This is a genomic window from Dietzia sp. SLG310A2-38A2, from assembly GCF_014145095.1.
GTDB lineage: Bacteria > Actinomycetota > Actinomycetes > Mycobacteriales > Mycobacteriaceae > Dietzia.
In genome coordinates this window covers 1-24,361 of the sequence record NZ_JAALDX010000064.1, presented here as the reverse complement: position 1 = coordinate 24,361, position 24,361 = coordinate 1, and the positions used below count along the sequence as shown (strand labels likewise).

Below are 24,361 nucleotides of genomic sequence, written 5' to 3'. Positions count from 1 at the left end.
TCCTCCATTGCCGCGGCACCCGGCCACGGTGACCCCGCGCCCGGCCCGCGCGACAGGCTGGGGGACGGGACGGGGGACGGGGTGCGTGGCGCCACTCCGGACCAGCAGCCCCCCGGTGGATTCGACGCAGACCGGTACGACCCAGACCGATACGGCGCGGACCGATACGACGAGGCGTACACACAACCGGACGAGGCCACCCAGAAACGTCGCTGGCAGATCATGGCCGGCACCAGCGCGACGGCCGTCGTGGTGATCGCGCTGTTGTCCGCGTGGCTGCTCGGGGCGCTCGCCGGTGGCGGCGAGGAGACCCCACTGTCCCAGCAGCTCGACGCGATAGAGCGGGCCGCCCAGGCCAGCAGGTCCGCCGCCACCACCCAGCCCGCATCGGACGAGTCGGGCCCGGGGGAGACCGAGCCCACCCGGGAGGCACCGTCCACGCCCGTCACGGTCTCGGACGTCACCTCCTGGCAGCCCACCGGGTCGCCCGGGGTCGCCGAGAACTCCTCGAACGCCCCGAACGTCGCGGATGGGGACAGGTCGACCTCGTGGTCCACCGACACCTACCGCAACCAACTCGGCGACAGCGGGGCCGCCTACAAACCCGGAGTGGGACTCCTGTTGACCCTCGACGGCGAGCAGGAGACCCGACGGGTGGTGGTCCACTCGGACGACGACGGTGTGGAGTTCGAGGTCCGGATGGCCGACAGCGCCTCACCGGACTCGCTCGACGACACCACCCTGCTCGGCGAGGGGACGATCCGGGACGGCTCGGGGACCGCGACGATCGACGACCCCGAGGAATCCCGCTACCTGATCGTGTGGTTCACCCGGCTCGGCACCAACGGGCCCGAGTCGTACGCGGCGTCGATCAGCGAGGTCCAGCTCACCCGGTGAGCGCGCCCGGCCACGACTGAGCCGACCCGTCCACATCGACGTCGGGGATGTGCCCCCGCTCCCGCTGCCGGCCCGAGGTGACAACCCCACGGCGGACCCCGTCGCGTTAACGTGACGGCCGTGAACACCAGTGCCGTCGACGACCTCTCCACGGTCACGGGACGCTCCCCGCTCACCGCCGGGTCGCCCCTCACGGCCGGGTCCCCTCTCACCGACGTCGAACTCCTCGACGCGCACATCGCCGGCGACCCGGACGCGTTCTCCGCGCTCGTCCGGCGCCACTACGACTACCTGTGGCGGCTGGCCATACGGACCTCCTTCAACCGCGAGGACGCCGCCGAGGCGCTCCAGGATGCCCTGATCTCGGCCTATCGGAAAGCCGACTCCTTCCGCCACGCCTGCCCCGTCCAGGGTTGGCTCTATCGCATCGTGGTCAACGCCTGCCTGGACAAGATGCGGTCGCAACGCCTTCGCACCCACTCCGAGCTCACTCCCAGACTGCACGAGGAGATCTCGCTGCGGGACCACTTCTACCAGGACCCCGCCTACGCGATCATCGTCGCCGAGGCCCTGGCGGAGTTGCCCCCGGACCAGCGGGATGCGGTCGTCGTGGTCGACATGCTGCGCTGCACGGTGGCCGAGGCGTGCCACCTGCTCAACGCCCGCCCCGGCACCATCAAGAGCCGCTGTTCGCGCGGTCGGGCCAAGCTCAGCGTGCTCCTCGCGGGGGTCACACTCACCGACTGAGGGAACAACGCCGACCCGCCGGGTGTTGTCGCCTTAGTAGATCCGCAGATCTTCACGGTCCACGTTTCCCACGCGCCAAGGAGCCCGAAGAACCCATGAGCGACACCCTCCACGACGTCATCATCGTCGGATCCGGCCCGGCCGGGTACACCGCCGCCATCTACTCCGCTCGGGCCGAGCTCAAGCCGGTGGTGTTCGAGGGGTCGCAGTTCGGCGGCGCGCTCATGACCACCACGGAGGTCGAGAACTTCCCGGGCTTCGCCGAGGGCATGATGGGCCCCGACCTGATGATTCAGATGCGGGAGCAGGCCGAGCGTTTCGGCGCCGACCTCCGCATGGAGGACGTCACCTCGATGGATCTGGCCGGCGAGGTCAAGGTGGTCCGGGTGGGGGAGGAGGAACACCGCGCCCGTGCCGTGATCCTCGCCATGGGCGCCGCCGCACGATACCTCGGCGTCCCCGGTGAGCAGGAGTACCTCGGCCGTGGCGTGAGTTCCTGTGCGACCTGCGACGGCTTCTTCTTCCGCGACAAGCCGATCGTCGTGGTGGGTGGTGGTGACTCCGCCATGGAGGAGGCCACCTTCCTCACCAAGTTCGGATCCTCCGTGACCGTCGTGCACCGACGGGAGGAGTTCCGAGCCTCCAAGATCATGCTCGAGCGGGCCAAGGAGAACGAGAAGATCTCGTTCGTCCTCAACACTACGGTCGACGAGGTGCTCTCGGGTGCCAGCGGTTCCGTCGAGCGGCTGAGCCTGCGCAACACGGTCAGCGGCGAGACCAGCGAACTCGAGACGGCCGCGATGTTCGTGGCGATCGGTCACGACCCGCGCTCCGAGTTGGTCCGGGACCAGGTGGAGGTCGACGAGGACGGGTACGTCCTCACCGGTCAGACCACCGCGACCTCGATCCCGGGGGTCTTCGCCTGCGGCGACCTGGTGGACCACCGGTACCGGCAGGCCATCACGGCCGCCGGTTCCGGGTGCGCCGCCTCGATCGACGCCGAGCGTTGGCTCGCCGAGCAGGCCTGACGCCCACTGGGCGGACCCGACCTGCGCGTGCAGAACACCTGAGACGCTCACACCCTCACCCCGAAAGGACCCACCACAATGGCCGTCAACACCCCTAACATCATCGACGTCACCGAGGCCGACTTCGCCGAGGCCGTGCTCGTGGCCAGCGGGTCCAAGCCCGTCCTGGTGGACTTCTGGGCCACGTGGTGCCGCCCCTGCACCATGATGGCTCCCGTACTGGACGAACTCGCCGGGGCGGAGTCCGACAAGCTCACGGTGGCCAAGGTCGATGTGGAGGCCAACCAGGAGCTCGCCGCCGAGTACCAGATCACCGCCATCCCGGCGATGCTGCTGTTCTCCGAGGGCAAGCCGGTCAAGCGCATCACGGGGGCCAAGTCCAAGTCCGCGCTGCGCACCGAGCTCGGGGACGTGCTCTAGACCCCCGCCCACTCGGGTGCGCTCCGGGCACGTCCGCGCCGGAGGCGGTAAGTTCATCCGGGTACCCAGTCGAGTGGAGCGGAGGAGAACCATGGCGTGGCGACGCGGTGACCGTGGGCCCGAGGTGGCCTCGATCCGGGCGACCCTCGCGGGCATGGGCCTGCTGCACAACATCGAGTCCGTCGGGGTCACCGAACCCCAGACCGGATCGATCCTGGCCCGTACCGACGCCGTCTTCGACGCCGACCTGGAAACGGCCGTCCTGTCCTTCCAGCAGGCCCGTGGGCTCATCTCGGACGGCATAGTCGGTCCGTCCACCCAGGCGGCGCTCCATGACGCCACCCACGTCCTCGGGACCCGCGATCTCAGCTACATCGTCTCCAGGCCCATGGCCGGGGACGACGTGGCGCAGTTCCAGCGTCGACTCGGGGAGCTCGGCTTCTATGCGGGACTGGTCGACGGAACCTTCGGTCCTCTCACGCATGCCGCGGCGACCGACTTCCAGAGGGACTGCGGCCTGCCCGCCGACGGCGTCGTGGGTGCGGAGACCCTGGACACCTTGAACAGGTTCTCGACCCTGTTCAAGGGCGGGGACGTCTCCTCGCTGGTCGAGCGGGAGCGGGCACGGACCTCCGGCCCGATGCTCGCCGGTAAGCGGATCGTTCTGGATCCCGGCCCCAGCGGTTCGGAGAACCCGATCCGCATGGACACCCCGCTCGGAACCATCACGGATGCCGAACTGTTGTGGGACATCACCCGGCGGCTGTCCGAGCGGATGAACCAGGCGGGAGTCGAGGTCTTCCTCTCCCGGCCGGAGGCCATGATCCCCACCGATCCGGAACGCGCCGAGATCGCCAACGCGTTCAATGCCGATCTCATGATCTCGCTCCGCCTGGACCGGCATCCCAACCCGGTCGGCAACGGGATCGCCACGTTCTACTTCGGCAACTCCCTCGGTGCGGAGTCGATGCTCGGGGAGGCGCTGTCCGGGTTCATCCAGCGCGAGATCATCAGTCGCACCGACCTCCGCGACTGCCGCACCCACGGACGGAGCTGGCCGCTTCTACGGATGACACGGATGCCGTCCATCCAGATCGTCCTGGGGTACGCCTACAATCCCCGCGACCTGTCCATCCTCGGGGACCGGACCGCGCAGGACACCATCATCGATTCGATCCTCGTGGGGGTGAAGCGCCTCTACCTACTCGACGAGGACGATCATCCCACCGGCTCGATGTCCGTCAACGAGCTCATCGATTACGAACAGCGTCAGCGGGACTGACGCCCCGCCCGCGGAGAACCCGCCGTGTGACGGGCGGTCGCTCCGGACAACACCCCCAGTCTCCTGGTGGCGAATCCCCGCTCCGCGAAGAGTTGATCGAGCGCCCTCTCGACGTCAGCTTTCCAGAGGTGCTCACTCTCGATGTCGAGTCGGAGTCTCGGGTGGGTCTCGTGTTCGGCCACCACGGTGAACCCGTGCTCGACGAGGAAGCCGGTCGGAGCGATGCACGAGTCCGAGCCGCACGTGTCACGTGACATTACTTCCCCGGTGTTCCCGGACGTCACCCCGAAGGCCTCGATCGCCTTGATTCCACGTCGACGTAGATCCACGACGACCGCATCGAGGAGGGACGTGGGAGTGCCTCCTGGCGCACCGTGCTCGATACTCATCCCCGCCAGGAGGATGGCGTCCGAGCCCACGGGCGACGTCGGAATGCACGCTGCTCGGGGAACCATCCCGGGAGGAGCATAGAATGCCGCGCCGGTCGAGCGGTCACCGTAGCTCGCGATCTGACCGCACACACCCCACTCCAGGGATACGTGGGAAATCCAGGCTTCCTTCTCGAACTCGGGATCGCCCGGCTCATCCTGGCCGACCTGTCCATCTGTCTGCCAGTACACGCACTTGCGGGCCCGCGGTCCGAGCTCGTCCACGGCGGAGAGGTCTAGCGGCCGGATCGAGTTCATCGCGGCGTTCCGGGCGTCCCGCCCTCGAGTAGCGTCAGGACCCGATTCAGATCGTCGGCGTCGCCCACGTCGATCGTGATCCGACCCTTGCGCCGTCCCATGGTGACGGACACCGAGGTCTCGAAGCGATCAGAAAGTCGGCCTGCCACGGCCTCCAGCTCAGGATTCCGTTGACGTCCCTTGGGTGCGGGGGAGGGCTTCGGCGTCGAGTCCTGCCCATCCCGGTTCGCCAGGGTGACGATCTCCTCCGTGGCCCGGACGGACAGACCCTCTGCCACGATCCTCGCGGCGAGTTCATCCTGCGCGGGCGCCCCGGCCTCCAGGCCCAGGAGTGCTCGGGCGTGTCCTGCGGACAGCACGCCGGCGGCCACTCGCCGTTGGACCGCGGTCGGTAGCTGGAGGAGCCGGATGCTGTTGGTGATGGCAGGTCGTGATCGTCCGATCCGCGTCGCGAGTTCGGCCTGCGTCACGTCGAACTCCTCGAGGAGCTGTTGGTACGCCGCCGCCTCCTCGAGGGGGTTGAGCTGGACTCGATGGATGTTCTCGAGGAGGGCGTCGCGGAGGAGATCCTCATCATCGGTCTGACGCACGATCGCCGGGATCGTCTGCAACTCCGCCCGCTGGCTCGCGCGCCAGCGCCGCTCTCCCATGATGAGCTGGTACCGGCCGGCCGCGACCTCACGGACCACGATCGGCTGGAGGAGCCCGAACTCCTTGACGGAGTGAGCCAGCTCCGCCAGCGCTTCTTCGTCGAAGTGCGTCCGGGGCTGTTTGGGGTTCGGCTCGATCGCAGCCGGAGGGATCTCCCGGTACACCGCACCGGGATCCACCAATTCCTCGGTTTCACGTGAAACATCAGTGCCGCCCCCGCGACCTCCAGGCAGATCGGCGTCCCGAGAGGATTCGCTGTTCCCTTCCGAGCCGACTGATCCGCTGGACCTCGGCCTGGGGGGAGTGGTCCTGGGCCCGCCACCCCTCGGACCCAGGATCACGTCCGCGGCATCACTGCCCAGGCGTGGTCCCTCGTCCGGGCCCGTGGGGATCAGGGCCGCGAGTCCGCGACCGAGACCACCCCTGCGTTGCTGGCTCATCGACTCTCCTCCGTGCCGGTGGATACGCGGTCGTCCTCCGCGTGTGGCGCCAACCGGTCCGCGCGACCGTTGAGTTCCCTCGCCGCGTCCAGGTAGGCGAGAGCACCACGGGATCCGGCGTCGTACTGCAGAATCGTCATCCCGTAACCGGGAGCCTCGGACACCTTGACGCTCCGAGGGATGACCGTGCGGAGCACCGTGTCGCCGAAGTGGGTGCGGACTTCGCCGGCAACCTGTTCGGCCAGCTTGGTGCGCCCGTCGTACATCGTCAGCATGATGGTGGAGATCTCGAGCGTCCGGTTCAGGTGCTGCTGGATCAACTCCACGTTCCGCAACAGCTGCCCGACCCCCTCCAGGGCGTAGTACTCACACTGGATGGGGATCAGCACCTCACTTGCTGCCACCATCGCGTTCACGGTGAGCAGTCCCAGCGAGGGAGGGCAGTCGATCAGGACGTAGTCGATGCCCAAGGAGACGAGATCCTCGCTGTTGATCACCTCGGCGAGCCGGTGCTCCCGGTGCGCGAGGCCCACCAGTTCGATCTCGGATCCCGCGAGATCGATCGTCGCCGGGATACAGAACAACCGATCAGCGTGCGGACTGCTCTGCATCAGATCCTCGAGGGCGTTCTCCCACATCAGGAGTTCATAGCTCGATGGTGTCCCCTCGCGGTGGTCGACCCCCAGGGCCGTGCTCGCATTGCCCTGAGGATCCATGTCGATCACCAGGACGCCGAGTCCACCGAGTGCGAGAGACGCCGCCAAGTTCACGGTCGAAGTGGTCTTTCCCACCCCGCCCTTCTGATTGGCAATGGTGATGATCCGGGGGTGAGGGGGCCTGGGCAGTGCAGGAGCATCGCCATGGAGTACCTCGTTCGCTTGCCGTGCGGCCGCGAAGATCGGCGTCTCGTCTTCGGACATCCGTCACCTTTCAACTACCTGTCAGAACAACTCAGCACATCGCGGACGATTCACGTGCCGTCAGTGTTTCACGTGAAACCGACATCACCGACGCCGAGCGCTGCCTCCGCGAGAGCGGGAGCCACGGCTACCCACTCTAGTCGCGAGTGTCGCAATGACCAGCCTCGTCTCCTCCGCATCGGGAGCCGACACGACCTCGACCCGAGCATCGTCGAATCCGAGCTTCGTCAGAGCTCGGCCATCCCGTCGGACCTCATCTGCGGCCGATGCGCCCTTCAGGGCGACCATTCGACCACCTGACTTGAGCAACGGCGCGGACCACCCGGCCAATTTGGAGAGTGGTGCGACCGCCCGAGACGTCACCACGTCCGCGTCGCCGACCTCCGCGATCACGGCCTTGTCCTCTGCCCGGCCCCGGATCACACGAACCTCGAGACCCAATTCATCGACGACCTCCTGCAGAAAGGTCGAACGCCGAAGCAGCGGTTCGACAAGCGTCATGTGGAGATCCGGTCGGGACAACGCCAGCGGGATTCCGGGCAGGCCTGCTCCGCTGCCGATGTCCACCACATTCTCGCCCTCGCGAAAACCAATGGCCGCTGCCGCGCTGTTGAGCACATGCCGGTCCCACAGCCGGGGCCGTTCGCGGGGCCCCATCAATCCCCTCTCCAACCCGGCGGTTGCCAGTATCTCCACATACCTGACCGCGAGATCGAGGCGGTCACCGAAAACCGACTCCGCGCCGCCCGGGGGAGCAGGGGGAACGTCGATCGATGGCGGCCCGTCCACCTCCCGGTCGACGTCACTCGAGGCGACCCGTTCGTCGTCGTCACGTGTCGTTTCGCGTCCTGTGTCCGCGCTCATGCCCTTGTCACCCATTTCCGAGGCAGGTCGCCTCTCGTTTCACGTGAAACATCGCGCGAATAACATCGCTGTAAGTCATGTCTGTCGCGAGGCCTCGGGACCCTCAACGACACAGGGGCGCGAGCTCCATGCCCGTGCCCCTGCCTGTCACGCCGTCCGACCTCCTAACCGAGTAGATCAGTCCGGCAACACCACGACCCGCCGATTGGGCTCGACGCCGGTCGAGTCCGAGGACACGCCCTCGATCTCGGCGATCGCGTCGTGGATGACCTTCCGCTCGAACGGGGTCATCGGCTCGAGCTCCTCGGATTCGCCCGACTCGAGCACCCGCTGCGCGGCTACCCGTCCGGACTCGGTCAGCGCCTCACGCTTGGCAGCGCGCCACCCGGAGATGTCCAACATCAAGCGACTTCGATCTCCCAGTTCCTGCTGAACGGCCAACCGGGTCAGCTCCTGCACGGCATCGAGCACCGAACCGTCGGCACCCACGAGACATTCGAGATCCTCGCCACCGTCGATGCTGACGATCGCCCGGTCCCCCTCGACATCCAGATCGATATCCCCGTCGAAGTCCAGGATGTCCAAGAGCTGCTCGAGGTAGTCGCCGGCCACCTCACCCTCCTCGACAAGACGCTCCTCCGACACCTCGATGTTCTTCTTCGACATGGATCTGCCTCCGTCATCACCGCTGATCGCCGCGCCCGTCCTGGCCGGCGAGTACTTACCCCAAGTATGAGACAAGGTCCCCGATGCCGGGGCATCGGGGACCTTGTCGCTGCTCTGACTGACCTGCGGTCAGCGTTTACGTTTCTTCTTCTTGCCCTTACCACTTGCTCCGCCACTCTTCTGAGCGGGTCGCGTGCGTTGACCGCCCGGTTGCTGTGGCCTCTGACCCGGCCGAGGTGCGACTCCCGGCGAGGGCGCCGGAGCGGCCGCCGGCGTCGTGTCCGTCTCGTCGTCGTCATCCGCCCTGACACCCGCGCCCGTCTCCTGGGCTGCCACGGCGGTACCCGCAGTGGCAGCCCGCCCCCTCTTCGGGTTGACCGGCTTCACGCCGACCCTGGGTGCCAGTGACTTCTGCTCCTCGCGCCGCTTGAGAGCGGCCACATCGTCCTCCTTGGCCATCTTCTCGAAGAGGTAGTACTGCTGGCCGAGGGTCCACAGGTTGTTGGTGACCATGTAGACGAGGATCGCCATCGGCCAGAACGCGCCCGTGACCAGGATGCCGATGGGGAAGGCCCAGAGCATCAACTGGTTCATGATCTTGGCCTGCGGGTTCGCCGCCGCCTCGGGTGACTGGCGTGAGAGCGAGATGCGCGCGTTGAGGTGGGTGGTCACCGCCGAGACGATCATGAGCGGGATGGCCACGATGATGATGTTCCAGCGCTCGAAGTCCAGCGCCGCACCGGGATCGACGAAGGCCTGGAACTGCTCGATCGGCTGGGAGATGAACGACGACAGGGGAGCGCCGAACAACCGAGCGTCGAGGAAGCTCTGGACCTCGTCCGCGTTGAAGACGTAGTTGCCGGTGTTCCGCGTCTCCTCGGCCGTCATACCGAGTGCGCCGAAGTTGTTGCCCATCCGGTTGAAGGAGCGCAGCACATGGAACAGACCCAGGAAGACCGGGATCTGGATGAACATCGGGAGGCAACCGAGAACGGGATTGAAGCCCTCGGACTTCTGGAGCTTGCGCGTCTCGGTGGCGAGCTTCTCGCGATCGTTCTTGTACCGCTTCTGCAGTTCCTTCATCCGCGGTTGCATCTCCTGCATCTTCCGGGAGAAGCGGATCTGTTTGGCCGCGGGCCAGAACAGCAGGATGCGGAGGGTGACCACCAGGAAGATCACGGAGAGCGCCCAGATGGCGCCACTGGAGTCCGGTGACTCGACCCAGGGAAGGAAGCCCCCGAGAAACGCGAAGATCTTGTGCCAGAACCAGAGGATCCCGGAGATCGGGTAATAGACCAGGGGGTCGGTGATGAACGACATCGGTTGTGGAGTCCTAGCTTCGTTCGGAGTTGTCGGGATGCTCGTGGGGATGATCCACGGGATGGTCGGGGGCCCGGGGTTCGGGGGCCCGGGGTTCGGGGACCGGATCCCACCCGCCGGGAGTCCAGGGGCCGCACCTCAGTAGCCGCCACACCGAGAGCCACGTCCCGTACCACGCGCCGTGCACCCGAACAGCCTCGACGGCGTAACTGCTACAGGTGGGCTCGAACCGGCAACTCGGTGGGGTGAGGGGCGAGATCCCCTTCTGGTAGAAGTCGAGCATCCACAGGAGCACCCGGGCCACGGGGCCATGACGACCGTCGGTCATGACCGTGCCTCGCGCGCGCGTGCCACTGCGGAGGCGAGACCGGTCCGCATGTCGCGCACCAGGTCTGCATGCGCGGCCGATGCGGAGGCCGGATTGGCCCTGACCACCACCAGTAGATCGGGATCGAGCTCGCTCAGCAGCTCGGAGGCGATGTGACGAAGCCGCCGGCTGACACGGTGGCGGGTCACCGAGTCACCGACGGCTTTGCTGACGACCAGCCCGAAACGAGGACCGCCCACGCGGACATCCGAAGAGTCCACGTGGGCGTGTACGACCATCGTCCGGCGGCCCTTCCTCGCACCCCTCCGCACCACCGCCGCGAAATCAGCGGAACGGTGGAGGCGGTGGGTCCTGGGAAGCACCTGCCACCCCGGCCGGGATCAGGCCGTCAACGAGGCGCGGCCCTTGCGGCGACGTGCGCCGACGATCCCGCGTCCGGCGCGCGTGCGCATCCGGAGACGGAAGCCGTGCACCTTGGCACGACGACGGTTGTTCGGCTGGAAAGTCCGCTTGCCCTTGGCCATGATTGGCTCCTCACGTGAAGTAGGCGCCACTCGTGCGCCCGATCGAGTTCCTGATGCCGTCGAAACACCACTGACGGGCGGTACCACGACGCGCCGCACGCCTCACGGGCGCGCGACAGACTGCTCAAGGTTACGCGCACGAGGCCTTAGCCACCAAACCGTGTAATCACATCTGCACCATCGGTACCACCTCGCAGGCCACAGCAACACGCCGGGACCCGGGATGCTTGACAACCGCCCTCCAGTTGATCTTGAGGGTTGCCCACGAGTTCACGGTGTTGTTACGGTCATTCATCATCGAGCCCCACGCGGGCCGCCTAACGTAGTCACGACGCAGCAGCTCCCACCCCCACGTAGTGAAGACCGAACCCGTCACCCCGGGACCGGTCTCTCTTCCACAGCTGTGGACAACCATGTGGATACCTCGATGGACCTGGGTCGGAGCCTGTGGATAGAGTGTGGTGCCCGGCCGGGCCGAGAGGGTCGGCCACCCGGAACCGCTTCACACCGACGAGAGGAGACCGCCCACCGTGTCTCCCGACCTCGAACACGTGTGGAGTGCGGTACTCGACAAGCTGACCGACCCGTCTCTGGCCAGCGATGACAATCCCGCTCTGTCCCGCCAGCAGCAGGCCTGGTTGCGTCTCGTCCAGCCCATCGCCGTGGTCAACGGATTCGCGATGCTCGCCGCTCCGTCCGCGTTCGCCCGGGACAACATCGAGTCGATCCTGCGCGGGCCGATCACTCGAGCACTCAGTTCCCAGCTCGGAGAGCCCGTGGACCTGGCGGTCAAGGTCGACACCTCCCTCGCCGGCCGGCACCACCACACCGACACCGACGATCCACGGATCGATGTCGACGAGATACACCGACCCGAGCCCGAGCCGGCGCACCCGCCGGCCACCTCGCGACCCGTACGCATGACGGAGGAGCAGATCGCGGCAGAACGACTGCTGCACGGCAGCGACCGCGACGAGGCTCTGTCGGCCGCGACCGCACCGGGTCTCAACGAGCGCTACACGTTCAGCGCGTTCGTCCAGGGAAACTCCAACCGGTTCGCCCGCGCGGCCGCGCTCGCGGTTGCGGAGGCTCCCGCACGTGCCTACAACCCGCTGTTCATCTGGGGAGAGTCCGGGCTCGGCAAGACACACCTGCTCCACGCGATCGGGCACTACTCCCTGCGGATGTACTCCGAACAGAAGGTCAAGTACGTCTCGACCGAGGAGTTCACCAACGACTTCATCAACTCCGTGCGCGACGGCCGACAGAACATGTTCAAGAAGCGGTACCGCGAGGCGGACATCCTGCTGGTGGACGACATCCAGTTCCTCATCGGCAAGGAACAGGTGCAGGAGGAGTTCTTCCACACCTTCAACACGATCCACAACGCCCAGAAACAGATCGTGATCTCCTCCGATCGACCCCCCAAGCAGCTCCAGCCGCTCGAGGACAGGCTGCGTACCCGGTTCGAGTGGGGTCTGATCACGGACATCCAGCCGCCCGAGCTCGAGACTCGGATCGCGATCATCGACAAGAAGGCCAAGTCGGAGAACTACGTGGTACCCCGCGATGTCCTGGAGCTCATCGCCACCCGGGTGCAACGCAACATCCGCGAGCTGGAGGGTGCGCTGATCAGGGTCGTGGCGTTCGCCTCGCTCAACGGTCACGAGATCGACGTCCCGCTGGCCGAGGTGGTACTCCGCGACGTGGTCTCGGACGACGACTCCCTCCAGATCTCGGCCGCCACGATCATGGCGGTGACCGCGGAGTTCTTCTCGACCAGCATCGACGAGCTCTGCGGCACGTCCAAGACCCGGTCCCTCTCCCGCGCCCGGCAGATCGCGATGTACCTCTGCCGTGAGCTCACGGACCTCTCACTGCCCAAGATCGGCGTGACCTTCGGCGGCAAGGACCACACCACCGTCATGTACGCCCAGCGCAAGATCCTCAAAGAGATCAAGGACGACCGGCGCATGTACGACCAGATCCAGGAGCTCACCGCCCGGATCAAGGAGCGCTCGCGGTCCCTCTGAGTGACCGTCGTAGGCCCTCTGACCGTCTTGAGGTCTCGTCGTTCGGTCACCCGTGGGAACAGGCTCCCTCGTGTCCCGCACGCCACCGTCTCCGCCGACGCACGAGTCCGATCACGAGTCCGATCATCGGGGGTCGTGTGACCCTGTCGACACGCAAATGTGACCCCCCTCACACCGCGAGCCACACCCTTCACACCTGTGGACAACTCTGTGGGTTCCTGTGGACCGACGGTGGACAGACGGTGGACCGAAATCTGTGATTCCACCGACGCCACAGGCAAATCACAAGATGAGCCGAATCGGTCCACACCCGGAATTGCGCTCTGAACTGCAGAGACAGCCGTCGGCTCACAATTTCACAGGACCTACTACTACTACTTATCTCTCTATAGAGATCTTGTAAGAAGTAGGCATGTGGAACGGCGAGCCTGCTTGACCGGGTTACAGGAGTCCATGTGTCCGCTGTCGGCGGTAGCGGTTACTCTCATGGAGATGATCCGACGGACCCCGTCGGACGTCAGAGAACGCAGCTGCAACCGCCGCGAACAGACCAACTGTCCAGATACCGGCGGTATCCGCCCCGCCCAGAAAGAGGTCACCGATGGAGATCACGGATCCGACGTTCCGCGTCACCCGCGAGGACTTCGCCGATTCGGTGGCCTGGGTGGCGCGAACGCTGCCGTCACGACCGTCGGTCCCGATCCTCGGCGGGGTTCTCCTCGAGGCGGACTCCGGTCTGACCATCTCTGGTTTCGACTACGAGACGTCCGCACAGGTCTCCGTCCCGGCAGAGGTCTCCGAGCCCGGGAGCACCCTGGTGTCCGGTCGATTGCTGGCCGACATCGCCCGCGCCCTCCCGGACCGTCCCGTCGAGGTCACGGTGAGCGCCCAGAAGATGTACATCGCCTGCGGGTCCGCCAAGTTCACCCTGCCGACGATGCCCGTCGAGGACTATCCGCAGCTCCCGGCGATGCCCGGGGTCACCGGTTCGGCCGCCGTCGACGCGTTCTCCGAAGCGGTGGCCCAGGTCGCCGTGGCGGCCGGCAAGGACGACACGCTCCCGATGCTCACCGGGATCCGGATGGAGATCGAGGGACCACGGGTCACCCTCATCGCCACCGACCGGTTCCGACTGGCCATCCGGGATCTCGAGTGGGAGCCCGCTCGCGAGGACGTGGCGGTCGAGGTCCTCATCCCGGCCAAGACACTGTCCGACGTGACCCGGTCGGCGGGCCAGGGTGGGCGTGTCGATCTGAGCCTGGGTGCCGGTTCCGAGGTCGGGGCGGACGGCATCATGGGCGTTCTGGTCTCCGGTCAGCGCACCACGACTCGGCTGCTCGACGCCGAGTTCCCCAAGGTCCGCCAACTTCTGCCCACCCAGCACACGTCGATGGCCTTGGTCCAGGTCGACGCGCTGGTGCAGGCCATCAAGCGCGTCGCCCTGGTCGCTGACCGGGGAGTGCAGGTCCGGATGACGTTCTCCGACGGCGAGCTGGCGCTCTCCGCGGGCGGCGACGACGCGGCCCAGGCCTCGGAGACCCTCCCCGTCGACTTCCTCGGCGAGCCCCTGACCATCGCGTTCAACCCCGGCTACCTGCTCGACGGGCTCGGCAGCATGCACTCGGCGCGGGTCGCGTTCGGGTTCACCCAGGCCAGCCGGCCCGCGGTCCTGCGTCCCGCCCCCGAGGAGCTGCCCTCCGCGGACACGGACGGCGCGATCGCCCCCGTCGACTCGAACCACACCTACCTGCTCATGCCGGTCCGCCTGCCGGGCTGATCCGGCTCTCCCGAGACCGCCCGGCATGCATCTGCGTCACCTCAGGCTCCTGGATTTCCGATCCTGGCCACTGCTCGAGTTGGAGCTGCAGCCCGGGGTCACCACATTGGTGGGACGCAACGGACACGGGAAGACCAACGTCCTCGAAGCCGTCGGAGTGCTCTCCACTCTGAGATCCCACCGGGTGGCCACCGAGGCACCGATGATCCGCACGGGCGCGGAGACGGCCATGATCGCCGCGCTCGCGCACAACGCCGGACGCGAGCTCACCGTGGAACTGGCCCTCAACTCGGGCAGAGCCAACCGGGCGAGGCTCAACACCTCGCCCTGCCGCCGGCTCGGAGACATCCTCGGCGTGGTGCAGTCCGTTCTGTTCGCACCCGAGGACCTGGCACTGGTCCGGGGGGAGCCGGCCGAGCGTCGCAAACTGCTCGACGAGCTCCTGGTTCAGCGCCGGCCCGCCCACGGGGGGGACCTCGCCGAGTACTCCTCGGTGCTCCGACAACGGTCCGCCCTGCTCAAATCCGCTTCCGGTGTGCTCCGGCGCGGGAGGGGGCAGGACGCGGACGCGGCCCTGGACACGCTTGACGTGTGGGACGGTCGTCTCGCTCAGCTCGGGGCGAGGATCGTCGCGGGACGCATCGTCCTCCTCGACGAGTTGCGACCGCTGGTCGTCGACTCCTACCGCGGTCTGGCGACGGAGTCCCGTACGGCGGGCCTCGCGTATCGGTTCCGGGTCGCGGCCCCACCTGACGAGTCCGAGCTGGCCGATCCCGAACTCGTGGAGGCGGTGCTGCTCGCCGAGTTGGGCAGGCGACGGCAGGACGAGATCGACAGGGGGATGTCCCTCGTCGGGCCGCACCGGGACGACGTGGTCCTGTCCCTCGGCGAGGAGCCCGCCAAGGGGTTCGCGAGTCACGGCGAGACGTGGTCGTTCGCCCTGGCCCTACGCCTCGGATCACTCGAGCTCTTCCGTGCGGACGGCATCGAGCCGGTCCTGCTCCTGGACGACGTGTTCGCCGAACTCGACCGTCACCGCCGTGCCGCCCTCGCGGAGGTGGCGGCCGGCGTCGAACAGGTCCTGGTGACCGCAGCGGTCGGTGAGGACGTCCCGAACGGATTGCGGGGTGTCCGTCATGACGTGGTGATGACGGGGGAGGGCGCGGGTCGTCATTCGGGTATCGCGGTGTCACGCAGCGCCACACGTCGTCACGACGACGTGATCGGTGACGAGGTCACCGACGACGACCAGGACGACAGGGGCGACGACGACACGGTGTCAGAGAGTGAGGACCACAGGTGACCGACGATCCGGGCAGGAAACCCGTAACACCGTCTGACACGCCGCAACGTGGTTATGACATCGCGAGGCAGGCTCTCGAGGAGGCACGTACCCGCGCCCGTGCGGACGGTAAGCAGGTCGGTCGCGGGCGAACCGGTCCGGTGGGAGGCGGGAAGCGGCTGCGCAAACGTGGCTGGACCGGCTCGGGTGCCGACCCCTGGGATCCCCAGCCACTCGGGCGACTCGTGGGCCAGGTCGCCAAGAGACGGGGCTGGGACGACAAGGTCACCACCGGCCGGTTGTTCGCGGAGTGGGACCGCATCGTCGGGGAGGACTTGTCCGCGCACGCCACCCCGGAGCGCCTCGAGGAGGGCGTGTTGTACGTCCGCGCCTCCAGCACCGCGTGGGCGACCCAGCTCCGGCTCGTGGCGGCCGACATCCTCCGCAAGATCGCCGCGGCCATGGGACCGGGTCACGTTCGTCGCCTGAAGATCGAGGGGCCCGAGAAGCCCAGTTGGCGGAAGGGCCCATTGCACGTGTCCGGTCGTGGGCCGCGGGACACGTACGGCTGAGGGTGGCGTCGCCCGGGCGGCCATCGGGTCCGTCCTGGCGAGCCCGGGGGCCGCGGACGGGTTGTCGCAGGTAGACTGGGCCGGTCCCAGACCCCCGAGACGCGAGGAGTTCGCACGTGGCGGACGCCAAGAGCAAGGCCAGCAAGAAGGGCACGAATGACTACGGTGCGTCGTCGATCACCGTTCTCGAAGGACTCGAGGCCGTCCGGCTCCGTCCGGGTATGTACATCGGCTCCACAGGGCCGCGCGGTCTGCACCACCTGATCTGGGAGGTGGTGGACAACTCGATCGATGAGGCCATGGCCGGCCACGCGACCGGTGTCAAGGTCACATTGCTGGAGGACGGTGGCGTCGAGGTCATCGACGACGGCCGCGGCATCCCCGTGGAGATGCACGAACAGGGCATGCCCACCGTGCAGGTCGTCATGACCCAGCTGCACGCGGGCGGCAAGTTCGACTCCGACTCCTACGCGGTCTCCGGTGGTCTCCACGGTGTGGGCATCTCGGTGGTCAACGCGCTGTCGACGCGTGTCGAGGTGCAGATCAAGCGGGACGGTCGCCTGTGGCAGCAGGACTTCAACATGGCCGTCCCCGAGGAGCTCGTCGACGCCGGCCCCGCCGAGGGGACCGGTACCCGGGTCCGCTTCTGGGCGGACGCGTCGATCTTCGAGTCGACCGAGTACGACTTCGACGTGGTGGCCCGGCGCCTCCAGGAGATGGCGTTCCTCAACAAGGGACTGACCATCACGTTGACCGATCGGCGCTCCCGGGCGGAGCAGGCCGCGGAGCTCGACGCGATCGCGGACAGCGAGGGGCGGGGATCCGACTCCGCACCCGGCTCCGACGAGGGATCGGACATCGAGCACGCGGTGGACGCGGAGAGGGCGTTCGTCGAGGGCGCCGTGGAGACCACCGAGCCCGCGGAACCGGTCAAGGTCCGCGAGCGCAAGCGCACCTTCCACTACCCGGACGGCCTCAAGGACTACGTCACCGCGATCAACAAGTCCAAGACCGCGATCCACCAGACGATCCTCTACTTCGAGGGCAAGGGCACGGGTCACGAGGTCGAGGTCGCGATGCAGTGGAACTCCGGTTACTCGGAGTCGGTCCACACCTTCGCCAACACGATCAACACCCACGAGGGCGGCACCCACGAGGAGGGCTTCCGCGCGGCGCTGACCGGCTTGGTCAACAAGTACGCCCGCGACAAGAAGCTGCTCAAGGAGAAGGACCCCAACCTCACGGGGGACGACATCCGCGAGGGTCTCGCGGCGGTGATCTCGGCCAAGATCTCGGACCCCCAGTTCGAGGGACAGACCAAGACGAAGTTGGGCAACACCGAGGTCAAGGGCTTCATCCAACGTCAGGTCTCAGAGCATGTCGGTCACTGGTTCGAGGCCAACCCGGCCGAGGCCAGGGTGATCGTCAACAAGGGCATCGCCTCGAGCCAGGCCCGCGTCGCCGCGCGCAAGGCCCGAGAGATGGTCCGACGGAAGTCGGCGACCGACATCGGCGGGCTCCCCGGAAAGCTGGCCGACTGTCGCTCCAAGGACCCTGCCAAGTCCGAGTTGTACATCGTGGAGGGCGACTCGGCCGGCGGCTCCGCCAAGTCCGGTCGGGACTCGATGTTCCAGGCGATCCTGCCGCTGCGCGGGAAGATCATCAACGTCGAGAAGTCCCGTATCGACAAGGTCCTCAAGAACACCGAGGTCCAGGCGATCATCACCGCCCTGGGCACGGGTATCCACGAGGAGTTCGATCTCGACAAGTTGCGCTATCACAAGATCGTGTTGATGGCCGACGCCGACGTCGACGGTCAGCACATCTCCACACTTCTGCTCACCCTGCTGTTCCGGTTCATGAAACCGCTGGTGGAGAACGGGAACGTCTATCTGGCGCAGCCGCCTCTGTACAAGCTCAAGTGGGGCAAGGGCGAGCCGGACTTCGCCTACTCGGACCGGGAGCGCGACGAGCTCCTCAAGATCGGTCTGGAGAAGAAGCGCAAGATCAACGTGGAGGACGGGATCCAGCGCTACAAGGGTCTCGGTGAGATGAACCCCAAGGAGCTGTGGGAGACCACCATGGATCCGACGGTGCGCACCCTCCGGCTGGTCACGCTGGACGATGCCGCGGCCGCCGACGAGCTGTTCTCGATCCTCATGGGCGAGGACGTCGACGCGCGCCGCAACTTCATCACCCGCAACGCCCGCGACGTCCGCTTCCTCGACGTCTGATCCGCCAGCGGAGAGCCGCCACCCTCCCGCCGCGCCCGGCCCCCGACCCGGGCGTCGCGGTGCGGGGGAGGGTGGCGGACTGCTGTATCGGTCCGGGTCGCGCCGGAGTCAGAACGTTCCGCAGTCGTCCGGTGACGGGAGTCCGGCCAGCCGATCGTTGACGAACTGCAGGGCGGGCCCGAAGTTGGTCACCGCCGCCGCGGCGTGGGTGACCCCGGGGATCAACGGGGTGGTCTCGTATCGGAAGTGCACGGAGGTCCCCTGTCGGCACCAGTCTCGTCCGAGCTGCTCGACCTGACCCAGCGGGATGATGTCGTCGTTGATCCCGCCGGCCAGCATCACGGGGACGACCGGGGCGCGGTTGCCGATCCGCTGGTGGTCGAGCACGCGCAGGGCGTCGGGCTCCTCCCGGATCAGCTCACCCAGGCCCTGTCCCGAGTTGGTCCATTCGGTGGTGGTGCGCCCGCCGTAGGCGCCGCGGGTGTCGGCCAGACAGAGGCCGGCGAGGTCGTCGAGGGCGCGTCGACCCGCGTCGTTGACGTGCCGGTCCACGACCTGCTGGACGGCCGGGTACCGCTCGACCATCCCGTTGATGGCGAAGCCGATGGCGCCCGTCAGGCTGGAACCGTCGATGTGATCGAGGACCGCGAGCAGGTCGGCCGGGGGTGCGGAAGCGTACGCGGCGCGGACGTCCAGCTCCGGGGCGTACTCGGGCGCCAGCTCGGCGGCCGCGGCTGACGCTCCACCGCCCTGGGAGTGACCCCAGAAGACCAGCGGCGACCCGCTTCCGGTCAGGTCCCGCGCAGCCCGGGCTCCGTCGAGCATGGCGTGTGCCTGTTCCGTCCGGTCCGAGTAGGTGTGGATGCCGGGCGTGCCGAGGCCGATGTAGTCCACGACCATCACCCGGAAGCCCTGGGCGGCCAGGACGAGCGCGAAGCCCTCCTCGTAGGACACGACCGGTCCACCTGATCGGGGATTGGTCCCCACCCCGGTCTCGATGGTGCGGGAGGGAGCGCACGCGTCGCCCTGACCCTGTGTTCCCGGCCCCAGCACCACCGTGGGTCTCGGGCCGGGACCGGTCCACGGTGCGGTCGAGTCGTACAGCGCGCCGGACGTGGCCACGGGCCGACCGTCGACGTCGAGGGTCTGGTAGACCACACGCTGAGCCACTGCCGGCAGCGGGGAGGGGAGCGGAGGCAGTCCGGGGACGGACACCGCGAGCGGCAGGTCGGCCGGTTCCGCACGCAGGACGGCACCCGGGGACGCGGGCGCGAGGTCCCGCGTGTCGTAGAAACCCCCGGGTTGGTCGAACTGGACAGCGTCCCGGTTCGGGGACAGCGGGGTCGACGGCTGGGCGCCGGCGATCGCGGGCAGGCCGCTGACGAGCGCGAAGACCGAGGTCGCGGCCACCGCGGTGAGACGACGACTCCGGCGGGCGGACTGGCGGGAGAGGCGCGACATGACGGAAATGTTACGTGCGTCACCGCGTCCCGGCATGGTCTTCGGGGGAGTGGACCCGTGGGCGGACCGGGACCGTCCCGCGACGAGGCCGGCGGAGGAGGAAGGTCAGGAGCGGGGACGCCAGGATCTCGTGGCGGCGCACCCGGTCGAGGACCCGTTGTATGGGGAGATAATTGGGTGCCCGAGGCGTGCCCTCGAGCCCGTTTCCCCAGGACCTATAGACTGGGCGGGTCCTACGGCCGCCGTCTCGCACGCGCGTGCCCGCGACATCGTCTGCGAGAGAAGCCAGCGCGACGAGGAACCGAAGAGGAGCCCATGACGGACACGACGTTGCCGCCCGACGCCGGGGGACACGACCGCATCGAGCCGGTCGACATCCAGGCGGAGATGCAGAGAAGCTACATCGACTATTCGATGAGCGTCATCGTCGGGCGGGCCCTCCCGGACGTCCGGGACGGGCTCAAACCCGTCCACCGTCGCATTCTCTACGCGATGTGGGACAACGGCTACCGGCCCGACCGCAGCTACGTGAAGTCCGCGAAGCCGGTCGCCGACACCATGGGCAACTATCACCCGCACGGTGACTCGGCGATCTACGACACCCTGGTCCGTCTGGCCCAGCCGTGGGCCATGCGCTACCCGATGGTCGACGGCCAGGGGAACTTCGGTTCGCGCGGCAACGACGGTGCGGCCGCGATGCGCTACACCGAGTGCAAGATGACCCCGCTCGCCATGGAGATGGTGCGGGACATCGACAAGAACACTGTCGACTTCCAGCCCAACTACGACGGCAAGACGTCGGAGCCGGTGGTCCTGCCGTCCCGGGTGCCGAACCTGTTGATCAACGGCTCCAGCGGCATCGCGGTGGGGATGGCCACCAAGATGCCGCCGCACAATCTCCGCGAGGTCGCGGAGGCGGTCTACTGGGTCCTGGAGCACCCGGACGCCACCGATGACGAGGCGCTCGACGCCTGCATGGGCTTCATCAAGGGACCGGACTTCCCGACCCACGGGTTCATCGTGGGTGACCAGGGGATCAAGGACGCCTACACCACCGGGCGCGGTTCGATCCGGATGCGAGGCAAGACCTCCATCGAGGAGGACGGCAACCGCACCGTCATCGTGATCACCGAGCTGCCCTACGAGGTCAACCCGGACAACATGATCCTGTCGATCGCCGAGCAGTTGCGCGACGGCAAGATCGCCGGCATTTCCAAGATCGACGACGAGTCGTCCGACCGAGTGGGTCTGCGGATCGTCATCACGCTCAAGCGTGACGCCGTGGCCAAGGTGGTCCTCAACAACCTCTACAAGCACTCGCAGCTGCAGACGTCGTTCGGCGCCAACATGCTGTCGATCGTCGACGGTGTGCCCCGCACGCTCCCGATCCACCAGCTGGTGCGGCTGTACGTCACGCATCAGATCGAGGTCATCGTCCGGCGCACCCAGTACCTGCTGGACGAGGCCGAGCGGCGGGCCCACATCCTGCGCGGGCTGGTCAAGGCGCTCGACGCGCTCGACGAGGTCATCGCGCTCATCCGTCGGTCGCAGACCGTCGACGTCGCCCGCGAGGGTCTCAAGGACCTCCTCGACATCGACGACGACCAGGCCCAGGCCATCCTCGACATGCAACTCCGCCGCCTCGCGGCCCTGGAGAGGCAGAAGATCGTCGATCAGCTCGCCTCGATCGAGCTCGAGATCGCCGACTACAAGGACATCCTCGCCCGGCCCGAGCGGCAGCGGGCGATCGTCTCCGACGAACTCCGTGAGATCGTCGAGAAGTACGGCGACGACCGGCGCACCGTGATCATCCCGGCCGACGGTGACGTCACCGACGAGGACCTGATCGCCCGCGAGGACGTCGTCGTCACCATCACGGAGACCGGCTACGCCAAGCGGACCCGCACGGATCTCTACCGCGCCCAGAAGCGCGGCGGCAAGGGTGTGCGCGGCGCGGAGCTCAAGCAGGACGACATCGTCCGGCACTTCTTCGTCTCCTCCACGCACGACTGGCTGCTGTTCTTCACCACCAAGGGCCGGGTCTACCGCGTCAAGGCCTACGAGTTGCCCGAGGCCAGCCGGACCGCGCGGGGCCAGCACGTGGCCAACCTCCTCGCGTTCCAGCCGGAGGAGCGGATCGCCGGGGTCATCCGGATCAAGGGCTACCAGGACGCCCCGTACCTGGTCCTGGCCACCAGCAACGGCCTGGTCAAGAAGTCCAAGCTCGAGGACTACGACTCCCCGCGCTCCGGCGGCCTCATCGCCGTCAACCTCCGCGACGGCGACGAGCTCGTCGGCGCCGCGCTCGCCGGCCCCGAGGACGACCTCCTGCTGGTCTCCGAGAAGGGTCAGTCGATCCGCTTCCACGCCAACGACGACACACTCCGCCCGATGGGCCGTGCGACGTCCGGTGTGATGGGGATGCGGTTCAACGACGGCGACGCGTTGCTGAGCATGTCGGTGGTCCGCTCCGAGATGGACGAGAACCAGCTCTTCCTGCTGGTGGCCACCGAGCGTGGGTACTCCAAGCGCACCGCGCTGGCCGAGTACACGGCCCAGGGCCGCGGCGGCAAGGGCGTGCTCACGCTCATGTTCGATCCCAAGCGCGGCAAGCTGGTCGGTGCGACGATCGTGGAGTTGCAGGACGAGCTCTACGCCATCACGTCCAGCGGCGGCGTGATCCGCACGTTCGCCAAGCAGGTGCGCAAGGCGGGCCGGCAGACCAAGGGCGTGCGCCTGATGAACCTCGCCGAGGGTGACTCGCTGTTGGCGATCGCCCGCAACGCCGACGAGCCCGACGACGAGGACCGGCTCGAGGCCGGGTCCGACAAGGAGTAGAAGGCGATGACCGAGCCGACCGACGGACCCGACAGCGGCCCGGCACCCAAGGGTTCCACCCCTGCGCCGGGCTTCGGCGGGTCGGCCAGCTCCCCGACGGGGGCGGAGTCCCCCGTCGGGGAGACCACCCCTGACGACGGGAACGCGACCGCGTCGTTCCCCACGGCGACCCAGCACCGCGCGGAGGGGCTTCCCGGCGGAGTCGCGACCGCCCACTCGGGTGGCGCGGCCGGTCGCGCGGCCCCCATGGTGCCGCCGACGGAACGACGAGGACCGATGGAGTCGGTGCTGGTGCTGCGACGCATCGACCCCTGGTCGGCGTTCACCACCGTGCTCGGACTGATGTTCGCTCTGTACCTGGTGTGGATGGTCGCGATCGGTGTCACCTACCTCCTGCTCTCCGGCATGGGGGTGTGGGACCGGCTCGGGGGGTTGCTCTCCGGGGTCGCGGGTGACGAGTCGGCGGCCGCGATCGGCCCGTCGACGATCTTCCTCTACAGCGGCGGCGTGGGACTGCTCAACGTCCTGCTGCTCGCCATCCTGACGACCCTCGCGGTGTTCATCTACAACCTCGCCGCCGGGCTGACCGGTGGCGGCGTGCAGGTGACGCTGAGCGATCGCCGGAACTGAGGTGCTCGTCAGACGGTCCCTTCGATCCCGCGGCACTCCCCGATTTGGGCGCCGGCGAGGGCGTCGGGTAGATTAACGCTTCGGTACGAGGGCCTATAGCTCAGGTGGTTAGAGCGCCAAACTGATAATTTGGAGGTCGGAGGTTCAAGTCCTCCTAGGCCCACCCCCGCATGGCAGACGCCGGATCGCTAGCCGCGGTCCGGCGTTCACGCTTTGTGGAACGGGGCCTTAGCTCAGTTGGTAGAGCGCTGCCTTTGCAAGGCAGATGTCAGGGGTTCGAATCCCCTAGGCTCCACTCCTCCCCCTCCCGCCTCCCCCTTCCCGCCCGTTGGGTATCGGGCCGTGGTGGACCGACCCCAGGACCGCCCGTGGACAGCACACCCCGCTCGTGGACACCGTTCGTCCTGATGGCGCTCGTCGTGACGGCGGCACTCATGTCGAGTGCGACACCCTCCCCCCTGTACGTGGACTACCAGGAGGCCTGGGGGACCAGCGGCGCCATGATCACGGTCGTCTACGCGGTGTACGCGCTGGCGGTCCTGGTCCCACTACTGATGTTGGGGCGTCTCTCCGACGCGATCGGCCGCCGGCCGGTGGTGATCACCGGCCTGGTGCTGCTGGTGCTGAGCATGGCCGCGCTCGCCGCGGCGCCCTCGGTGGCCTGGCTGATCGCCGCGCGGGTGGTGCAGGGTCTGGGCGTCGGACTGGTCACCGGATCGGCGGCCGCGGCGATCATCGAGCTGCACCCCACCAGGAACGCC

Annotated in this window: 22 protein-coding genes, 2 tRNA genes and 1 pseudogene; 15 read left to right on the top strand and 10 right to left on the bottom strand. The window is 67.5% G+C overall.

What is annotated here, in order from left to right:
* The 5 genes and pseudogenes from G6027_RS02760 to G6027_RS02740 form a co-directional block, all read left to right on the top strand.
* A pseudogene (locus G6027_RS02760) lies at positions 1 to 897 on the top strand (hypothetical protein); the annotation flags it as partial.
* A 120-nt stretch (positions 898 to 1,017) separates the two neighbouring features.
* Positions 1,018 to 1,644, top strand: a complete 627-nt coding sequence (gene sigM, locus G6027_RS02755; protein WP_346995607.1) for an RNA polymerase sigma factor SigM — start codon at positions 1,018 to 1,020, stop codon at positions 1,642 to 1,644.
* 95 nt (positions 1,645 to 1,739) lie between these two features.
* Entirely contained in the window at positions 1,740 to 2,672 is a 933-nt protein-coding gene (gene trxB, locus G6027_RS02750; RefSeq protein ID WP_182635194.1) for a thioredoxin-disulfide reductase, read from the top strand.
* Between the two features lie 78 nt (positions 2,673 to 2,750).
* Complete coding sequence (gene trxA / locus G6027_RS18570) at positions 2,751 to 3,092, top strand: thioredoxin (RefSeq protein WP_182635192.1); 342 nt, start codon at positions 2,751 to 2,753, stop codon at positions 3,090 to 3,092.
* Between the two features lie 91 nt (positions 3,093 to 3,183).
* Positions 3,184 to 4,374, top strand: coding sequence for an N-acetylmuramoyl-L-alanine amidase (locus tag G6027_RS02740; protein WP_182635190.1), 1,191 nt, complete (start codon positions 3,184 to 3,186; stop codon positions 4,372 to 4,374).
* On the opposite strand, the gene G6027_RS02735 is transcribed toward G6027_RS02740, so the two are convergent.
* The 9 genes from G6027_RS02735 to rpmH all read right to left on the bottom strand — a co-directional run bounded on the left by G6027_RS02735 (position 4,362) and on the right by rpmH (position 10,773).
* Positions 4,362 to 5,060 (bottom strand): hypothetical protein, encoded by a 699-nt coding sequence (locus G6027_RS02735; protein ID WP_182635188.1) that lies wholly within the window; start codon positions 5,058 to 5,060, stop codon positions 4,362 to 4,364. The genes G6027_RS02740 and G6027_RS02735 overlap by 13 nt on opposite strands.
* On the bottom strand, positions 5,057 to 6,151 hold the full coding sequence (locus tag G6027_RS02730; protein WP_182635186.1) for a ParB/RepB/Spo0J family partition protein: 1,095 nt from the start codon (positions 6,149 to 6,151) through the stop codon (positions 5,057 to 5,059). The genes G6027_RS02735 and G6027_RS02730 overlap by 4 nt, the downstream gene beginning before the upstream one ends.
* Positions 6,148 to 7,071, bottom strand: a complete 924-nt coding sequence (locus tag G6027_RS02725) for a ParA family protein (protein WP_182635184.1) — start codon at positions 7,069 to 7,071, stop codon at positions 6,148 to 6,150. The genes G6027_RS02730 and G6027_RS02725 overlap by 4 nt, the downstream gene beginning before the upstream one ends.
* An 84-nt stretch (positions 7,072 to 7,155) precedes the next feature.
* Positions 7,156 to 7,950 carry a 16S rRNA (guanine(527)-N(7))-methyltransferase RsmG gene (rsmG, locus tag G6027_RS02720; RefSeq protein ID WP_241726752.1) on the bottom strand — a complete coding sequence of 265 codons (795 nt, stop codon included), beginning with the start codon at positions 7,948 to 7,950 and terminating at the stop codon, positions 7,156 to 7,158.
* A 162-nt stretch (positions 7,951 to 8,112) separates the two neighbouring features.
* Entirely contained in the window at positions 8,113 to 8,601 is a 489-nt protein-coding gene (locus tag G6027_RS02715) for a R3H domain-containing nucleic acid-binding protein (protein WP_182635179.1), read from the bottom strand.
* Between the two features lie 129 nt (positions 8,602 to 8,730).
* A complete protein-coding gene (gene yidC, locus G6027_RS02710) occupies positions 8,731 to 9,921 on the bottom strand; it encodes a membrane protein insertase YidC (protein ID WP_182635177.1) in 1,191 nt (396 codons plus the stop codon).
* Positions 9,922 to 9,934: 13 nt separating this feature from the next.
* Positions 9,935 to 10,249: a membrane protein insertion efficiency factor YidD gene (gene yidD / locus G6027_RS02705; protein WP_182635175.1), complete on the bottom strand. Its 315-nt coding sequence runs from the start codon at positions 10,247 to 10,249 to the stop codon at positions 9,935 to 9,937.
* On the bottom strand, positions 10,246 to 10,611 hold the full coding sequence (rnpA, locus tag G6027_RS02700; protein ID WP_182635174.1) for a ribonuclease P protein component: 366 nt from the start codon (positions 10,609 to 10,611) through the stop codon (positions 10,246 to 10,248). The genes yidD and rnpA overlap by 4 nt, the downstream gene beginning before the upstream one ends.
* Before the next feature lie 18 nt (positions 10,612 to 10,629).
* Positions 10,630 to 10,773 (bottom strand): 50S ribosomal protein L34, encoded by a 144-nt coding sequence (gene rpmH, locus G6027_RS02695; RefSeq protein ID WP_007629603.1) that lies wholly within the window; start codon positions 10,771 to 10,773, stop codon positions 10,630 to 10,632.
* A 551-nt stretch (positions 10,774 to 11,324) separates the two neighbouring features.
* Here rpmH and dnaA point away from each other — a divergent pair.
* The 5 genes from dnaA (at position 11,325) to gyrB (ending at position 18,671) form a co-directional block, all read left to right on the top strand.
* On the top strand, positions 11,325 to 12,806 hold the full coding sequence (dnaA, locus tag G6027_RS02690; protein ID WP_346995608.1) for a chromosomal replication initiator protein DnaA: 1,482 nt from the start codon (positions 11,325 to 11,327) through the stop codon (positions 12,804 to 12,806).
* Positions 12,807 to 13,407: 601 nt separating this feature from the next.
* Positions 13,408 to 14,583, top strand: coding sequence for a DNA polymerase III subunit beta (gene dnaN, locus G6027_RS02685; RefSeq protein WP_182635169.1), 1,176 nt, complete (start codon positions 13,408 to 13,410; stop codon positions 14,581 to 14,583).
* A 25-nt stretch (positions 14,584 to 14,608) separates the two neighbouring features.
* The gene (gene recF / locus G6027_RS02680; protein ID WP_241726751.1) at positions 14,609 to 15,886 is read left to right on the top strand and encodes a DNA replication/repair protein RecF; all 1,278 of its coding nucleotides are present in this window, start codon (positions 14,609 to 14,611) and stop codon (positions 15,884 to 15,886) included.
* The gene (locus G6027_RS02675) at positions 15,883 to 16,437 is read left to right on the top strand and encodes a DciA family protein (protein WP_182635166.1); all 555 of its coding nucleotides are present in this window, start codon (positions 15,883 to 15,885) and stop codon (positions 16,435 to 16,437) included. Before recF ends, G6027_RS02675 begins: the two co-directional genes overlap by 4 nt.
* A 116-nt stretch (positions 16,438 to 16,553) precedes the next feature.
* Positions 16,554 to 18,671, top strand: coding sequence for a DNA topoisomerase (ATP-hydrolyzing) subunit B (gene gyrB, locus G6027_RS02670; RefSeq protein WP_182635164.1), 2,118 nt, complete (start codon positions 16,554 to 16,556; stop codon positions 18,669 to 18,671).
* Positions 18,672 to 18,779: 108 nt separating this feature from the next.
* On the opposite strand, the gene G6027_RS02665 is transcribed toward gyrB, so the two are convergent.
* Complete coding sequence (locus G6027_RS02665; RefSeq protein WP_182635163.1) at positions 18,780 to 20,132, bottom strand: alpha/beta fold hydrolase; 1,353 nt, start codon at positions 20,130 to 20,132, stop codon at positions 18,780 to 18,782.
* A gap of 315 nt (positions 20,133 to 20,447) precedes the next feature.
* On the opposite strand from G6027_RS02665, the gene gyrA reads away from it, so the two are divergent.
* From gyrA to G6027_RS02640, 5 genes are all read left to right on the top strand, one after another.
* Positions 20,448 to 22,970, top strand: coding sequence for a DNA gyrase subunit A (gene gyrA / locus G6027_RS02660; protein WP_182635161.1), 2,523 nt, complete (start codon positions 20,448 to 20,450; stop codon positions 22,968 to 22,970).
* Positions 22,971 to 22,976: 6 nt separating this feature from the next.
* Positions 22,977 to 23,600 (top strand): DUF3566 domain-containing protein, encoded by a 624-nt coding sequence (locus G6027_RS02655; protein ID WP_182635159.1) that lies wholly within the window; start codon positions 22,977 to 22,979, stop codon positions 23,598 to 23,600.
* Positions 23,601 to 23,689: 89 nt separating this feature from the next.
* A tRNA-Ile gene (locus G6027_RS02650) sits at positions 23,690 to 23,763 on the top strand.
* A gap of 59 nt (positions 23,764 to 23,822) precedes the next feature.
* Positions 23,823 to 23,895, top strand: a tRNA-Ala gene (locus G6027_RS02645).
* A 73-nt stretch (positions 23,896 to 23,968) separates the two neighbouring features.
* Positions 23,969 to 24,361 (top strand): MFS transporter (locus G6027_RS02640; RefSeq protein WP_182635157.1); only part of this gene is annotated, 393 nt, incomplete at its 3' end.

Excerpts from the sequence above, each read along its gene's own strand:
- yidD (WP_182635175.1), bottom strand. The coding sequence starts at position 10,249 with ATGACCGACGGTCGTCATGGCCCCGTGGCCCGGGTGCTCCTGTGGATG.
- yidC (WP_182635177.1), bottom strand. The coding sequence starts at position 9,921 with ATGTCGTTCATCACCGACCCCCTGGTCTATTACCCGATCTCCGGGATC.
- G6027_RS02735 (WP_182635188.1), bottom strand. The coding sequence starts at position 5,060 with ATGAACTCGATCCGGCCGCTAGACCTCTCCGCCGTGGACGAGCTCGGA.
- G6027_RS02715 (WP_182635179.1), bottom strand. The coding sequence starts at position 8,601 with ATGTCGAAGAAGAACATCGAGGTGTCGGAGGAGCGTCTTGTCGAGGAG.
- G6027_RS02665 (WP_182635163.1), bottom strand. The coding sequence starts at position 20,132 with ATGTCGCGCCTCTCCCGCCAGTCCGCCCGCCGGAGTCGTCGTCTCACC.
- dnaN (WP_182635169.1), top strand. The coding sequence starts at position 13,408 with ATGGAGATCACGGATCCGACGTTCCGCGTCACCCGCGAGGACTTCGCC.
- G6027_RS02655 (WP_182635159.1), top strand. The coding sequence starts at position 22,977 with ATGACCGAGCCGACCGACGGACCCGACAGCGGCCCGGCACCCAAGGGT.
- rsmG (WP_241726752.1), bottom strand. The coding sequence starts at position 7,950 with ATGGGTGACAAGGGCATGAGCGCGGACACAGGACGCGAAACGACACGT.
- G6027_RS02740 (WP_182635190.1), top strand. The coding sequence starts at position 3,184 with ATGGCGTGGCGACGCGGTGACCGTGGGCCCGAGGTGGCCTCGATCCGG.
- G6027_RS02730 (WP_182635186.1), bottom strand. The coding sequence starts at position 6,151 with ATGAGCCAGCAACGCAGGGGTGGTCTCGGTCGCGGACTCGCGGCCCTG.
- trxA (WP_182635192.1), top strand. The coding sequence starts at position 2,751 with ATGGCCGTCAACACCCCTAACATCATCGACGTCACCGAGGCCGACTTC.
- G6027_RS02725 (WP_182635184.1), bottom strand. The coding sequence starts at position 7,071 with ATGTCCGAAGACGAGACGCCGATCTTCGCGGCCGCACGGCAAGCGAAC.
- gyrA (WP_182635161.1), top strand. The coding sequence starts at position 20,448 with ATGACGGACACGACGTTGCCGCCCGACGCCGGGGGACACGACCGCATC.
- rpmH (WP_007629603.1), bottom strand. The coding sequence starts at position 10,773 with ATGGCCAAGGGCAAGCGGACTTTCCAGCCGAACAACCGTCGTCGTGCC.
- recF (WP_241726751.1), top strand. The coding sequence starts at position 14,609 with ATGCATCTGCGTCACCTCAGGCTCCTGGATTTCCGATCCTGGCCACTG.
- trxB (WP_182635194.1), top strand. The coding sequence starts at position 1,740 with ATGAGCGACACCCTCCACGACGTCATCATCGTCGGATCCGGCCCGGCC.